The sequence below is a fragment of the Actinocrispum wychmicini genome, from assembly GCF_004345645.1.
In the GTDB taxonomy this organism is placed as follows: Bacteria; Actinomycetota; Actinomycetes; order Mycobacteriales; family Pseudonocardiaceae; genus Kibdelosporangium; species Kibdelosporangium wychmicini.
The window spans coordinates 622,486-636,622 of the sequence record NZ_SLWS01000004.1 but is presented as its reverse complement, the minus strand read 5'-3'; the positions used below and the strand labels follow the sequence as shown (position 1 = coordinate 636,622).

The following is a 14,137-nucleotide window of genomic DNA, read 5'->3' as shown; positions in this document are numbered from 1 at the left end:
TGGATGCCCGGCATCAGGCGGCTGGCCCAGTTCGCGCCGACCCTGCTCGGCACGTTGTTCCTGCTCCACTACCTGATGGCGCTGGGCATCCAGCTCAACGGCAACCCGGCGCGGGCGATGTTCGGCGACCGGGCGCCGACGCCGGAGCAGTTGGCCGCGATGGCCGACCGGTTGGGCACCGCCGACCCGTGCTTCACCCGGCCCGGCGATCCGTGCCTGGGGGTGTTCGGCCGGCGGCTGCTGCGGCTGGCCGCCGGCGACTTCGGCACCGACTTCCGTGGCCGGGACGTGCTCGCGGCCCTCGCCGACGCCGCACCGGTCACCCTCCGGTTGGCGTTGCTCGCACTGGTGATCAACGCCGCGGTCGGGCTGGGCACCGGGGTTCTCGCCGGGCTGTATCCCGGTCGCGGCCCGGACTACCTGGTCCGGGGCGGCGCGGCGCTGGCCATCGCCGTGCCGCCGTTCGTGCTCGCCGCACTAGCCCAACTCGGCGCGAGCGCATGGCCGCCGGGGTTTCTCGGGGACGTGGTCACCGTGGCGTTCCGGCCCGAACACCCGTGGCTGAGCATGGTCATTCCGGCGACCGTGCTCGGCGTGACCTCCGCCGCAGTCACCACCCGGATCACCCGCGACCGTCTGGCGGAGAGTCTGCACTCGGACTACGTGAAGACTGCCGTTGCCAAGGGGCTCGGCCGGCCCCGGGTCGTCGGGATACACGCGTTGCGCAACTCGCTCATCCCCGTGGTCACCAACCTCGGCTTCGAGTTCGGCGCGTTGATGAGCGGCGCGGTGGTCGTCGAGGGCGTCTTCAACATCCCGGGGGTCGGCCGGCTCATCTTCACCGCGGTCACCGACGGGGACGCGCCAGTGGTGATCGCGGTGGTGACCCTCGTGGTCATGGTCTACCTCGTCGTCGATCTCGCCGTCGACCTGCTCTACCCGGTTCTCGACCCACGGACCGACCATGCGTGAGCGCCCGGCCGTTCTGATCCTGCTGGTGCCGCTCGTTGCCGTGTTCTCGATGGCTGCTTTTCCGTTTCTCTGGACTCGCGCGGATCCCCGCGACTGCGACATCGCGTTGGGCACGCGGGCACCCGATGCGGCACACATCTTCGGCACCAACCCGCTGGGCTGCGACTACTACGCGATGACGGTCTACGGCGCGCGGCCGGCCATTCTCGTCGGGGTCTGCACCACGGCGGTGGTCGTCGCCATCGGCGGACTCGCTGGACTCGTGGCCGGTTACCGCGGCGGCTGGGTCGACGCCGTCATCTCACGGGTCACCGAAATCTTCGCCACTTTGCCGGCGTTGCTCGGCGTGCTCGTCTTCCTGTCCCTGCTGCGCGCCCACTCGATCACGGCTGTGGTCACCGCGCTGGCCCTGCTCGGCTGGCCGCCGATTGCCCGGATCACGCGGAGCGCCGCGATCACCGTAAGGAACGCCGGCTATGTCCGCGCGGCCCGCGGGCTGGGCGCCTCCCCCACGCGCATCCTGCTGCGGCACGTGCTGCCCGACACGCTCGGCCCGGTCATCGCGGTCGGCAGCACCGGGCTCGGCGCCTACATCGCCGCCGAGGGCACCTTGTCGTATCTCGGCGTGGGGCTTCGCCCGCCCGCCGTCTCCTGGGGTGTCATGATCAACCAGGCGCGGGAGCTGACCCTGACCGGACACCCCTATTTGCTGTTGTTCCCCGGCGGGTTCCTCGTCGTCACCGTGGTCTGCCTGGTGCTCGTCGGGGACGCCGCCGGCGCCTCACTCGACCCGCGGTCGCCATCCCACAAGCCGACCAGGTCGCGGTACAGGGCTGACGCGTCCAGCAGCGACGCGTGAGTGCCGTGCCGCACCTCGGTGTCGCCCATCAGCAGGATGTGCCGGGCGCGGCGGGCCGAGGTGATCCGGTGCGCGATGACGACGAGAGTGCCCGGCCGGGCCGCGAACGCCTCCTCCGCGGCGGCTTCGGTCACCGGGTCAAGATGGCAGGTGGCCTCGTCGAGCACGACCACCGGGGCGACACTGAGGTACGCCCTGGCCAGCGCCACCAGTTGCCGCTCGCCAGCGGACAGCACGGTCGGCACCAGTTCCACGTGCGTGCCGCCCAACCGCTTGAGGCCGAACAGGGTGACCACGGTGTCGACCTCGTCCGGAGTGGCGTCCTGCCGCAGGTAGGTGAGGTTCTCCCACAGCGTGCCGGCGAACACGTAGGCCTCCTGCGGGATGAGCACGACCGTGGCGAGCAGGGCCGCCTCGCCGAGCTCGGCCACCGGGACGCCGCCGACCCGGATCTCGCCGGACTGCGGGATCTCCACTCCGGCCAGCAGGTTGGCCAGGGTGGACTTGCCGATGCCGCTCGGCCCAACCACGGCGAGGTGCTCCCCGGCCGGCACGGACAGGCTCAGGTCGCGGATCACGGGCTCGGCGTGCGGGCCGTAGGCGAACGTCACCCGCTCGAGTTCGAGGTCGTGACCGCACGGCGCCGCGCCTGCCACCACCGTTAACTGGGTGTCCACTGTGGACGTTTCGGCCAACCGTCGCAGCGCCACACTGAGCCGGAGCCCGGAGTTGCCCACGGTCTGGACCAGTGAACGCAACGCCGACTCAAGGTTCGTGGTCACGTAGACGATCGCGCCGAGCAGCACACCGACGCTCATGCCGTTCGCGCGCAGCGACGGCGCCGCGGTAAGAATCAGGATCACCGGAACGTAGACACCGCAGGCGAGGATCGGGACCCGCAGCGCGGACGCCCGCGCCAACCTGATCGTGGCACGGAACTGCGCGTCGATGTCCGCGCCGACGGTTGTCCGGACGTACCGTTCCGCGCCGCAGGCCACGACATCCCGCACGTTCTCCACCACTGGCCCAGCCGACGCGGCGAGCCGTTCGTCGGCGAGCACCATGTGGCGTTGCCTGCGGACCAAAACGGTCACGAGAAGGCCGAACCCCACGACCGCGAGCACCAGCGGAGGCGCCACGAGCAACACGATCACCGGGTCCAGCGACAGCAACCCGATCACCGCCGCAGAGATCGTGACCGCGACCCGCCGCACGACGAGCAGTACGCCGGCCGTCACATCCCGGACCGTCTCCAGCTGCCCGGTCATCCGGGCGACCGCGGCCAGGTCCGGCAGGCCACCGGCCGTCGCCCGGCGCAGGGTGGCGTCGACCACGCGGCGCAGCAACACGTCCCGCAGCGACTCGACAATCGTGGCCACCGCCGGGTAGCACCGCCGGGTCGCCTGCGACGCGACCACGTAACAGGCACAGAGCAACAGCAGGTATCCGACACCGATCTCGGGACGGCCGGCGACGAACCCGCGGTCCAAGGCCTGGGCGACGAGCTGTCCGGACAGCAGCGGCGGCAACGCCTCCAGCACCGTCCATCCGGCGAGCCGCACGAGCGGACCGCGTTGCCTACCGACTTCGGCCAGCAACAGCCGGCGGCCTGTCACGGTACGCATGCCGGTTCCTCCCCTGGCTGGAACATGGCGCGGTATCCGGCGTCACGCCAAAGCTCGTGGTGCGGGGCGACAGCCCGGATCCGACCGCTTTCCAGCCAGGCGACCAGATCGCAGCGGGCCGCCACGGCCGGCCGGTGCGCGGTCAACAGGCACGTGCGGCCGACGAGGGTGCCGGTCAGCACCCGGCTGACCTGCAACTCGGTCACAGTGTCCAAATTGGACGTAGCGTCGTCCAGGACGAGCAGCCGGCCGCGGTGGGCGATCGCACGGGCCAGCCCCAGCCGCTGCCGCTCGCCACCGGACATCGGCGCGTCCCGCAACGGGGTGTCGTAGCCGGCCGGCAGCCGCCGGATGAATCCGTCCGCCCCGGCCTCGGCCGCGGCCAGCTCGACCTGGCTCCGGGACGGTCGTTCACCGCCGAACGCGATCGCGTCCGCGACCGTGGTGCCGAACAACCCCGGCCGCTCGAACGCGTAGGTGATCTCGCGACGCAGCACGTCCGGATCAAGGCTCCCCAGTGCAACGCCGTCCAGCAGCACCCGCCCGCTGTCCGGGACGATCAACCGGCCGGCGACCGCGGCCAGGGTGGACTTGCCGGCACCGGACGCGCCGACGACCGCGACCGAGTGGCCGGCAGGCACCCGGAGGGTGACCCGGTCGAGGACGGTCCGCCCGTCCTGCCGCACGGTCACTTCGTCCAGCACCAGTTCAGCCGGGCCGGGCGGCAGCGCGCGGGTGCCCGGCCCGGCCACCGGCTCGTCGAGGATCTCGGCCAGCCGGGCGGCTCCACCGCGAACCTTGGCCACGGTCGTCAGCAGGCTCGTCTGCCCCAGCAGGCCGAACGCGAGCGAGACGTAGCCCGCGCAGGCCAGCAGCTGACCGGGAGTGAGCTGGCCGGCGGCGACCTCGTAGCCGGCCACCGAGAGCACGGCGAGCTGTGTCGTCGCGCTGAACAGGCCGCCTTGCCAGCTGACGCGGCCGATCGCGAGCCACATGCCGTGGCCGACGGTGTTCAGTTCGGACGCGGGTGCCAGAATCCGGTCGACTTCACGGGCCACGGTGCCGGAGACCCGGATCGTGCGGACCCCGCCCAGCGCGTCGACCAGCCGCCCCGAGGTCGTGCCGAGAACGGTCAGGTACCGCCTGATCAGGTGCGAGGTCCGCGCGACGTACCTGCGAACGATGACCAGCCCGACCGGCGCACCGGCCAGGAACGTCAACGCCAGCCGCCAGTCGGTCAGCGCCAGTCCGGCCAGCCCGCCGGCCGACAGGAGAACCGACGACACAAAGTTACTGAGCGTCGGCCCGGCGGCAGCGGTGTCCGCGGTGTTGCCGTCCAGCCGGTTCACCACGTCGCCGGGGGCGAACCGGGCCCGCCCGACCAGCCCGAGGGCCAGTACGTGCGCCAGCAGCCGGTGCCGCAGCACCCTGGTGGCGTTCGCCGTGCAGGCCGCGGTCGCCAGTTGGCTGACCGCGTCCGCGCCGACCAGCACAGCGAGCACTCCGACCAACCCGAGCACGACCCACCCCGACCCCACCCCGCTGATCTGCCGGTCGGCCGCTGTCGCGATCATCGCCGGCAACACCAGCATCCCGCTCGCGTAGGTCACCGAAGCCAGCACCAGGACCGCGGTCGGGCGCCACCCCGCCAGGAGAACCGCACGCACCAACCGGTCGCCGGCCGACCTTTTCCCTGTCCCCTGCGGAAGCATGCCCACCTCATGACCCGGGCCACCGCCGGCGGAGCACATACGTCCCCGCCGGCGACCGTAGTAAATCCCTGACTATCCCTCCGTGCGTCGCGGTCGCACGGACCGGAACCACTTGTCTCAGTTGCAGAGGGTCACGCTCAGGCAACTGCAGCAGTGGTTGCTGAACCAGCTCTCGCCCAGGGCCTCGTCGTTGTTGGCCGGGGCTTCCAGCGTCTGCAGATCCAGTACGTTCGCCATGAATCACCTCCCTTTCTTTGGTCGGGTCAGAGAAAAGGCAGCATGAGCCGGTTGTCGTCGAGCGCCGAGCTGAGCGCGAACAGCACACCGGCGGACCCGGTCGCCAGATCCATCGACAGCCTCAGCAACTGGTCACCGGGAAAGGCGACGTTCCCCCGATACGGCACGATGTGCCAGGAAAGCCGTCGGACGAGCCGGTCGAGCACCGGACCGGACTCCTGCAACGCGCTCAGGAAGGCGATGCACCCCGCGCGGCCGTTGAACAGTCCGGACCCGATGACGAGCTCCGGCTGGGCCGTGCGGCGAATCAGCGCCAATGCCCTGGCGAACTCGCCGTTCTCCCGATGCCGCAGGAAAAGGCGCAGAACAAAGCCCACGCCGATGCTGCCGGTGGCGAGGTACGGCATCGCCCGCCAGCCCCCGTCCACGTGCATGCTGCCGTCCGGCAAGGTGATCAACCGGTCGACGTCGCGGCTCAGGGCCTGCTCGGCGAGATCGAGATAGTGCGGCTCCCCTGTCGCTTCGAACAGCCGCACGAACAACAGCGCATGCCCGGACGGACCGAACATAAGCCCCTTGTCCGGCGGCTCTTTCGTGCCTTCCGCCAGCAGGGTCCCGGCTTCGAGCGCACGCGTACGGAACGACTCGTCACCGGTCGCTTCGGCGAACCGCAGCAGGTTCAGACCCACCCCGGACAGGCCGCTGAACAGGTTGTCCGGCAACGCTTCGAGTGGCACTGCGTTGGTCCGTTCGAGCACCGCCTGTGCTTCGTCCGGCCGGCCCAGCTCAAGAAGCGCGTACGCGACACCGTGCAGGCCGTCGTAGAACCCGATGCGGCTCTGGTCTCCGCGTTCCACCGCGTCAAGCAACCACTGCTCGTGGTCGGGGAACCGGCCCGCGCCGCTTCGCGCCAGTGCGTAGAGCACTCCCGCGGCTCCGTACGCCAACCCGGCCCCACCGCGCGTGAACTGTTCGATGTCGCCTGGGAAGAGCCGGTCGGTCCGGTCCGGGGTGGCACTGGCGAGCACCGCGTCACGAATGGAGTCACGCAACGACGGCCAGTCGAAAGCACCCTCGTCGAGCCGCGCGGAGAACTCGGCGGCCTTGTGCTCCGCCGGTAGGTCGTCGGAGGTCGGACGGCGATCCTGGAGCACCTCGGCGACCCGGGCGACAGCCTGCTCAGGCACCGGATAGCGGCGCACGACGTAGTTCGCCAGCATGGCCGCTTTGGTGCGGTCCAGCGGAAACAGCATGGTGAGTGGCATGAACAGGCCCAGCCACATGCAGGCCATGGCGTAGTTGTCGGCCTCGGCGCCGCGGCGGCCGTCCGGCGCGCGATATCCCGTGGCGCCCAGGCCAGGGAGCATTTCGTCAGCCAGGTAGGAGGCGGCCTCCAGGTCGAGCAGCACGACCCGCCCGTCCTGGCGCAGCATGACGTTGTGCGGATGCAGGTCACCGAACGCGATCCCGGCGTCATGCACCACCCGTAGGCAGCCGGCCACTTTGTCGAGCGTCGCCAGGGCCCACCGGGTGTAGTCCGCGACCTCCGCCTCGTCGATCTCGGGGTGGATCAGCGGGGCGCGGAGCACCATCTCCTTGCCCAGCGGCTGTCCTTCGACGTACTCCTCGACGAGGAAATGGTGTTCCCAGCAAACGAAGTAGTCGTACAGTTCGGGCACCACACCCGTGCCCGCCAACTTCTCCAGGAAGTCGCGTTCCCGGCGCAGTCGCTCGACCGCGTCCGCCCCGAACCTGTCGAGGCCGGCCAGCGGCCGAGCCTCCTTGAGGACGACCACGCGGCCGGTGCGCGTGTCCGTGGCGAGATAGATACCGCCGCCGTTGGAGAAATGCAACGGATGACGGATCTGGAACGGAAATTCGGTGGGGCTGGCCCGCTCGGCCATCGCGGCGGTGAGGAAACCGGGAATCTCCACCCAGGGCGGCACGGCGAACTTCGGCTGCCTAACGTCAGGCACCAATCGCCCGTCCGGATCTGAGATCGCGGGCGTCAAGCTGCCGTCAGCCAGCTTGCAGTAACGCTCGACAAAACCGCCGTAACGAACAAACAGCGGCCCTGACCGCCAACGCAGGTCACTGAGAATGTACGGCCCGGTAAATCCGTCCAGCCTGGCACCGAGTTCCCGCAATGTACGCTCCAACTCGCCAAGGCCGGCCGGATACATGGTGATGAACTTGCCACTGCCCGTGCGGTCGGCGTACTTGGAGTTGCGGAGCAGAAGATTGACCTGGTCGGTGACGAACTTGAACGAGATCCCCTGCCGGACGCAGTAGTCCCAGACGATTCCCAGAATCTCCGACGCGTTGCCGACCGTCGCGGAACAATGGATCTTCCACCCCTGCGCCGGCAGCTCACCCCCGTCCGGCCCGAGAACAGTCCAATCGTCCCGACGGGTCACATGCCAGGAACCGGGAACGGTGAATCCGGCCAGATAACCCTGATCGACCGGCATCGCACGCGCAGGCGAGTCATAGAATACCGGATCCGCCATACAGAACTGGTGATATCGCCGGTCCATGAAAGTTCCCCGCCTCCCCTCGAGAACCCCTCGGCAACGTCCGCGTGCTTCGAGCACTCTCCACCGCGAGACCTTGGGGAAAGTCAAGGCGCGCTCAAACCCCCTGGTCACGGCGCGCCCGGCGGCTTCGGTGTCCCCGGCGGCCCACGTTTGTCCATGATGGACTCTCAACCCAGTCCGACTGTCCACAGCGAACAGAAGGAACCACCCTCGTCACCGCGTTCGAGCGGGGCCAACTGGCCGAACGAACCGCGTGGGCGTTGCCGCGGCACCTCGCCGCCGCCAAGAAGGCGCTCTGCCAGGGTTCAAGCACCTGGCCAACCGTCATCGACGGCAAGCCGGTGCCGTACACACTGGTCTACCGGCGCGAGGACGGTGTATTCCTCGCTGCTCAAGGCGATCCAGGACAGCGTCAACTCGCAGGACACAGTCGCGGCGGACGTACACGCTGCGATCGCGCGCGCCTTCGTCGTCGCTCACAAGGAGCTACGCGAACTCCTGCTACAGCTGGAGTCCGACCTGACTCCTCTCCAGGATCGGCCTACCGGCGCGGCTTCGTCGAGAGACTGATGACCGACGTGCGGCAAAGAGGCCCGGAAACCTAAGTGTCGAGGCCTGCGACAACGGCCGCTGTGTCCATGGTGGTGTGCGAGCGTGAGAGCGTTCATCGACCTCAAAGGCTTCGACGACGTCGCGCCGGTGGCACCGGGGGTGGCGGGTTTCCTGCGGGCGTTGGGTGTCGCCGCGTCGAGGATCCCGGTTGGTCTGGCTGAGCGGGCGGGGTTGTATCGGTCGTTGTCGGCTGATCGTCGGATGCTGGACGGTCCGGCTCTTCGCCAACGAGCTCGCTGGGGAGACAGCACCGCGTTAGGGGTCTTCGGGTGGTTGTGGGGGGCGGGCGGCGAGGGACCAGAGGTAGCTCAGTGGTTCACCGTCGGGTTCGTCGGGGTATTCGGCGATGAGTTCGCGGATGCGGTGGTTGAGGGATTCGATGGAGTGCGGGCGTAGCCGTAGCACGCCGCGGGTGGCGCCGCGGCCGGCGTCGTTGCCCGCGGCGATCATTTCGGCGCGGTGGGCGGCGAGCACGGCGAGGTCGACCTGGTGGGCGAGGCCGGTGTCGTCGTGCAGGATGCTCAGGCCGCGGGTACGGGAGGTGGCGCGGTAAGGGCGCTCCAAGGCGCCGTGGTCGCCCGTGCGGACCGGCTCGGCGGCGAGGAAGTTGGTTTTCACCAGGGCACGGATGTGGCGCAGGGTGGTCGCGGGCGCGAGATCGAGCCAGACCGACAACTGTTTGTTCGTCATCGCCCGGTCCAGGCACAGCCGCAGGATGCGCCAGCGCACGGGGTGCCCGAGCGCTTTGAGTTCGTCGGTCGTCGCGTCCACGGCGGCTAACCCTACCTTGCCAACCCGCCGCTGGTTTGCTTGACTGCTATCGATTTCACTTTTTGCAATCACCTGGGAGGGCACGTGATCGAGCGATTGCGGGACTGGGTAGCCGGTCAGGACCTGGTGAGCGAGCTGGCCGGCTGGATCAGGCAACCAAGCGTGAGCCGCACCGGCCAGGGCATGCCCGAGGCCGCACAGCACGGCCTTGGCCTGTTACGCGCCGCGGGGCTGCAGGCGTGCATGGTGGACACCGGCGGGTGGCCGGCACTGGTCGGGACCGCCGACGGACCAGGGCCGCACGTGCTGATCTACGGTCACTATGACGTGCAACCCGCGGGGCCGCTGGACCAGTGGACCACGCCGCCGTTCGAGCCGACGATCCGCGACGGCCGGATGTACGGCCGCGGCACCGGCGACAACAAAGGCCAGCACTTGGCGCAGCTGTTGGGTTTGCGTGCCCTGCGAGACCTCACCGGCGGACTTCCCTGCCGGGTCACGGTCGTGCTCGACGGTGAGGAGGAGATCGGCAGCCCGAACCTGGCCATCGCGTTGCGCCAGCTCGACCGGCCCGATCTGATGATCTGGAGCGACGGGCCGGTGCACGAAACCGGCGAGCCGTGCGTCGTGCTGGGCGTACGCGGGATCCTGACGTTCGAACTGCGCGCGCGAGGTGCCAACCGGCCACTGCACTCCGGGAACTGGGGCGGAGTCGCACCGAACCCGGCGTGGGCGTTGGTGCACCTGTTGGCCAGCATGCGCACGCCCGACGGAGCCGTCACGATCGACGGGTTCGCCGACGATGCCACACCCTTGACCGCCAGTCAGCGTGCCGCACTGGGTGAGCTGCCGATCGACGTGGCCGCCACCCTCGCGAGCATCGGGGCGACGGGCATGGAACCACCTGCGGAGCCAGGGTTCTACGAACGCCTGACCACACCCACGCTGACCGTCAACTCGTTGAGCTGCGCCGACGGCGGCGACCATCGCACGGTGATCCCCGACGTGGCTGTCGCCCGCTGCGAGACCCGGCTGGCCGGCGGGCAGCGGCCGGAGCGGGCCGCCGAGGCGATCCGCCGGCACGTCGCCCACCACGCCCCCGACATCGAGTTCGTCACCGGCGGGGCGATGGCGCCGTCCACCACCCTGCCCGAAACTCCTTACACAGCAACGATTCTCCAGGCTGTGAACGATGGGCTCGGGGAACGCCCGTTGCTGGTGCCCACTCTCGGCGGTAGCCTGCCAATCGCGGTGCTCACCGAGCAGTTCCCGGTTCCCTGCTACGGCGTGCCGTTCGCCAACGTCGACGAGGCCAACCACGCGCCCGATGAGAACCTGGACCTCAACTGGTTCCACCGTGGCATCGTCGCCGCGGCGGCGATCCAACTCGCGTTGGGAGAGCACGGATGACGATCGCCGGAGCGTGGCCCGCGCAGCGGGGTTTCGCCTTCGTCAGCGACGAGTCCGGCCGGCCGCAGCCGTGGCTGCGGACCTGGACCGGACAGAAGCGGATGCTCCCCGTGGAAGGAGCGGTCATCCGGCTGGCGTGGCGGCCCGACCAGACCCGTCTGCTGGCCGTGACCGACCTGACCGGAGCCGAGGACTACCGACTGGCCGAGCTCGACCCCGACACCGGCCACGTCGACTGGATCGAGGCCAAACCCGGTGTCCGCCACGAGGTTGGCGTGCCGTACTCGACCGAGAGCCAGCCCTACAGCCCGGACGGCCGCTGGCTTGCCTACGCGAGCAACGCCCGTGACATCACCTGTTTCGACGTCTACGTGCGCGACCTGTCGACTGGCACGTCCCGGATGGTCCTGCAGGGCGACGACCGGTACCTGCCGGCGTGTTTCTCGCCCGACTCCCGGCAACTGCTGGTGCTGAGGTTGCACCAGAACACCGACCAGGACCTGTTCGCGCGCGACCTGGACACCGGCCAGACCCGGCACCTCACACCGCACGACGGCCCGGCGAAATATCAGCCGGGTGCGTGGACCGAGGACGGGATCTACGTGTGCACCACCGAAGGACGCGACTATCTCGGCGTCGCGCTGCTGGTTCCCGGCCGGCCGTTGACGTGGGTCGCCACCCCGGACGCGGACGTGGACAACGTGGCCGTGGGCCCGCAGGTCGTCTGGTCGATGACGCAGGACCAGCACACGATCCTCGCCACGCCCACAAGCACGATCGAAGTGCGGGGTATCGCCTCCCAACCGTACGGCCGTGACGGGTTCGTGCCCCGGTTCGCGGGCGACCGCCTGCTCGTGCAGGTCGGTGCCGCGGACCGGGCGACCGAGCTGTGCCTGGTGGATCCGGTGTCCGGCGAGTCACGCCAACTCACCAGCTACAGCGACGACCTGCCAGACGATCTGGTCGCGCCACAAACAGTGTGGTTCACCAACCCCGACGGGCTGGAGATATCCGGGTTGCTCTACCGCCCACGCTCGGCCACCGAACCGGTCCCCGCGGTGCTGCACATTCACGGCGGTCCGGAGGGGGCGGCCCTGCCCGTCCACGACCCGCTGATCCAGCGGCTCGTGCGGGCCGGAATCGCGGTGCTGGCCCCGAACGTGCGTGGCTCCACCGGCCGCGGGTTCGCCTACCAGCGACTGATCTACCGCGACTGGGGCGGCGGCGACCTGGCCGATTTCCAGGCGTGCGCCCACTTTCTGATGAGCCTGGACTGGGTGGACGGCACCCGGCTCGGCGTCTACGGCGGCTCCTACGGCGGGTTCGCCGCGTTGAGCTGCCTCAGCAGGCTGCCGGACCACTGGCGGGCCGGCGTCGCGATCTGCGCACCCGTTGATCTCGCCCAGTCGATCCACACCTTCCCGCCGACCTGGCGCCGCCGCGCGGTGGACTGGATCGGTGACGTCAACGACCCGGCCGACGCCGCCCGGCTGGCCGCGGCCAGCCCACTGACCCACGCCTCGGCCATCAAGGCCCCGCTCCTGCTGGTCCACGGCGCGAACGACACCCGAGTGCGCATCGACGGCACCGAACAAATCCACCAGACCCTCACCAAGCTGGGCCGAACCGTGCGGTTCATCCCACTCACCGGCGGCCACGAAGTCTCCGAACGCACGGAACTGGACCGCATCGACACCGCCACCCTGGAGTGGTTCACCACGCACCTTTAGAGGATGCCTTGGTCGGCAGCGCCTACCGACCTGGTGCGGTAACGCTTATCCGCGTGACGCCGGGGCGAACTTCGCCACGGCCGCCAGTACGGCCGCCGACATCGCCGGACTGCCGGTGTGCCCGGACTCCTCGATCACCTGCAACTCCGCGTCCGGCCACGCCTTCGCCAGCTCCCACGCGGTGATCAGCGGCCCGCCCAGGTCCAGCCGCCCGTGGATCAGCACACCGGGAATCCCCGCCAGCCGATGGGCGTCCCGCAGCAGCTGACCGTCCTGCAGCCACGCGTTGTTGGCGAAATAGTGCGCACAGATCCGCGCGAACGCGACCAACCCCGCGGCCGGGCGGTCACTGTAGGCACCCGGCCTGCCCAACGACTCGTGGGCGATGACGGAGTCCTCCCAGGTGCACCAGTCCTGCGCCGCACGCAACACGACCGCCTGGTCGGTCGACCCGTTGAGGACACGGTTGTAGGCGGCGACAACGTGACCGTGCCGCTCGGTTTCGGGCAGTGCGTGCCAGAAACGGTCCCACGCGTCGGGCAGGAATCGCCCAACCCCGCGATAGAGCCAGTCGATCTCCTCGGGCCTGGTCATCGTGACACCCTGGATGATGATCTCCGTGACCCGCTCGGGATGGCGCTCGGCGTACGCCAGGATCAGCGTGGAACCCCACGACCCGCCGTACAGCAGCCAGCGGTCCACACCGAGGTGCTCGCGCAGCCGCTCCATGTCGGCGACCAGGTGCTCGGTGGTGTTGTGCGCCAGGCTGACCGACACATCACCGGCGTGCGGCAAGCTCTCCCCACAGTTGCGCTGGTCGAACAGGACGACGCGAAAGGCATCGGGATCGAACCTCTCGCGCGCACCCCGCCGGCCACCACCGCCCGGACCGCCGTGCACGCACAGCACCGGCTTGCCCGCCGGGTTGCCACTGGTCTCCCAGTAGATCTGGTTACCGTCACCGACATCGAGCATGCCCTGCGCGTACGGGGTCGTCATGCTCGGCGACAGTAACGGATTCGACCGCCGCGGCGGCCCGCGCACTAGGCGAAGATCGAATACGACGCCAGTGCGAAGTACACGATGCTGACCGGCCACCTCAGTTGCCGGAGTGTCCTTCCGCGACGGCGTAGCCACGAGCCCATGGCGCCGGCCGCGGTGGCGTAGATGATGTCCAGCCCCAGTGCCAGCACGAAGAACACCACACCCAGCACCAGCATCTCGCCACGCGCGGAGCCGGCGGATGCCCCGGCGCTGACGAACTGCGGCAGGAAAGCCAGAAAGAACAACGCGACCTTCGGGTTCAGCAGGTTGACCACGGCTCCGTCGCGGTACGTCCGCCAGATCGGCGTGGTGGGTGTGGCCGCGTCCATGTCGATCGACGGCGGTCGGCACAGGGTGCGTACCCCGAGGTAGACCAGATACACCGCACCCAGGTACTTGATCGCGAAGAACGCGCCGCCGGACTTCGCGATCAGCGACGAGATGCCGAGCGCCGAGGCCGTCACGTAAAGCAGCGTCGCCGTTTCGACGCCCGCCGCCGACGCCAGTCCGGCCCGCGTTCCCTGCGCGATGCTCCGGGTCATGATGTAGATCAGGTTCGGGCCGGGCACGATGATCACCGCGGCGGACGTCAGCGCGAACGCGGCGAGGGTGGCCACACTGGACATCG

At 69.4% G+C, this 14,137-nt stretch carries 10 protein-coding genes and 1 pseudogene; 4 read left to right on the top strand and 7 right to left on the bottom strand.

What is annotated here, in order from left to right; all coding sequences use genetic code 11:
* Nucleotides 1–3: 3 nt before the first annotated feature.
* Together EV192_RS20910 and EV192_RS55915 are read left to right on the top strand one after the other, a co-directional pair.
* Nucleotides 4–972 carry an ABC transporter permease gene (locus tag EV192_RS20910; RefSeq protein WP_132117807.1) on the top strand — a complete coding sequence of 323 codons (969 nt, stop codon included), beginning with the start codon at nucleotides 4–6 and terminating at the stop codon, nucleotides 970–972.
* Nucleotides 965–1,831, top strand: coding sequence for an ABC transporter permease (locus EV192_RS55915; protein ID WP_132117805.1), 867 nt, complete (start codon nucleotides 965–967; stop codon nucleotides 1,829–1,831). The genes EV192_RS20910 and EV192_RS55915 overlap by 8 nt, the downstream gene beginning before the upstream one ends.
* A gap of 161 nt (nucleotides 1,832–1,992) precedes the next feature.
* On the opposite strand, the pseudogene EV192_RS57145 reads toward EV192_RS55915, so the two are convergent.
* The 5 genes and pseudogenes from EV192_RS57145 to EV192_RS20880 form a co-directional block, all read right to left on the bottom strand.
* A pseudogene (locus EV192_RS57145) lies at nucleotides 1,993–3,099 on the bottom strand (ATP-binding cassette domain-containing protein); the annotation flags it as partial.
* 344 nt (nucleotides 3,100–3,443) lie between these two features.
* A complete protein-coding gene (locus tag EV192_RS20895) occupies nucleotides 3,444–5,168 on the bottom strand; it encodes an ABC transporter ATP-binding protein (RefSeq protein ID WP_132117801.1) in 1,725 nt (574 codons plus the stop codon).
* 117 nt (nucleotides 5,169–5,285) lie between these two features.
* Nucleotides 5,286–5,405 (bottom strand): SapB/AmfS family lanthipeptide, encoded by a 120-nt coding sequence (locus EV192_RS20890; RefSeq protein ID WP_132117799.1) that lies wholly within the window; start codon nucleotides 5,403–5,405, stop codon nucleotides 5,286–5,288.
* A 26-nt stretch (nucleotides 5,406–5,431) separates the two neighbouring features.
* Nucleotides 5,432–7,942 (bottom strand): class III lanthionine synthetase LanKC, encoded by a 2,511-nt coding sequence (gene lanKC, locus EV192_RS20885; protein ID WP_132117797.1) that lies wholly within the window; start codon nucleotides 7,940–7,942, stop codon nucleotides 5,432–5,434.
* A gap of 867 nt (nucleotides 7,943–8,809) precedes the next feature.
* Complete coding sequence (locus tag EV192_RS20880) at nucleotides 8,810–9,325, bottom strand: ArsR/SmtB family transcription factor (protein ID WP_132117795.1); 516 nt, start codon at nucleotides 9,323–9,325, stop codon at nucleotides 8,810–8,812.
* Nucleotides 9,326–9,409: 84 nt separating this feature from the next.
* Between EV192_RS20880 and EV192_RS20875 the strand changes: the two genes are divergently transcribed.
* Both EV192_RS20875 and EV192_RS20870 read left to right on the top strand, forming a co-directional pair.
* A complete protein-coding gene (locus EV192_RS20875) occupies nucleotides 9,410–10,735 on the top strand; it encodes a M20/M25/M40 family metallo-hydrolase (protein WP_243726963.1) in 1,326 nt (441 codons plus the stop codon).
* Nucleotides 10,732–12,465 (top strand): S9 family peptidase, encoded by a 1,734-nt coding sequence (locus EV192_RS20870; protein WP_132117793.1) that lies wholly within the window; start codon nucleotides 10,732–10,734, stop codon nucleotides 12,463–12,465. Before EV192_RS20875 ends, EV192_RS20870 begins: the two co-directional genes overlap by 4 nt.
* Before the next feature lie 45 nt (nucleotides 12,466–12,510).
* Here EV192_RS20870 and pip read toward each other — a convergent pair whose 3' ends face one another.
* Both pip and EV192_RS20860 read right to left on the bottom strand, forming a co-directional pair.
* Nucleotides 12,511–13,464: a prolyl aminopeptidase gene (gene pip / locus EV192_RS20865; RefSeq protein ID WP_132117791.1), complete on the bottom strand. Its 954-nt coding sequence runs from the start codon at nucleotides 13,462–13,464 to the stop codon at nucleotides 12,511–12,513.
* Between the two features lie 44 nt (nucleotides 13,465–13,508).
* The gene (locus tag EV192_RS20860; RefSeq protein ID WP_243726990.1) at nucleotides 13,509–14,135 is read right to left on the bottom strand and encodes a LysE family translocator; all 627 of its coding nucleotides are present in this window, start codon (nucleotides 14,133–14,135) and stop codon (nucleotides 13,509–13,511) included.
* Nucleotides 14,136–14,137 lie beyond the last annotated feature (2 nt).

What these genes read in the sequence shown, in the direction of transcription:
- EV192_RS20910 (WP_132117807.1), top strand. Translation starts at nt 4, where the DNA reads ATGCCCGGCATCAGGCGGCTGGCCCAGTTCGCGCCGACCCTGCTCGGC.
- EV192_RS55915 (WP_132117805.1), top strand. Translation starts at nt 965, where the DNA reads ATGCGTGAGCGCCCGGCCGTTCTGATCCTGCTGGTGCCGCTCGTTGCC.
- EV192_RS20895 (WP_132117801.1), bottom strand. Translation starts at nt 5,168, where the DNA reads ATGCTTCCGCAGGGGACAGGGAAAAGGTCGGCCGGCGACCGGTTGGTG.
- EV192_RS20890 (WP_132117799.1), bottom strand. Translation starts at nt 5,405, where the DNA reads ATGGCGAACGTACTGGATCTGCAGACGCTGGAAGCCCCGGCCAACAAC.
- lanKC (WP_132117797.1), bottom strand. Translation starts at nt 7,942, where the DNA reads ATGGACCGGCGATATCACCAGTTCTGTATGGCGGATCCGGTATTCTAT.
- EV192_RS20870 (WP_132117793.1), top strand. Translation starts at nt 10,732, where the DNA reads ATGACGATCGCCGGAGCGTGGCCCGCGCAGCGGGGTTTCGCCTTCGTC.
- pip (WP_132117791.1), bottom strand. Translation starts at nt 13,464, where the DNA reads ATGACGACCCCGTACGCGCAGGGCATGCTCGATGTCGGTGACGGTAAC.
- EV192_RS20860 (WP_243726990.1), bottom strand. Translation starts at nt 14,135, where the DNA reads ATGTCCAGTGTGGCCACCCTCGCCGCGTTCGCGCTGACGTCCGCCGCG.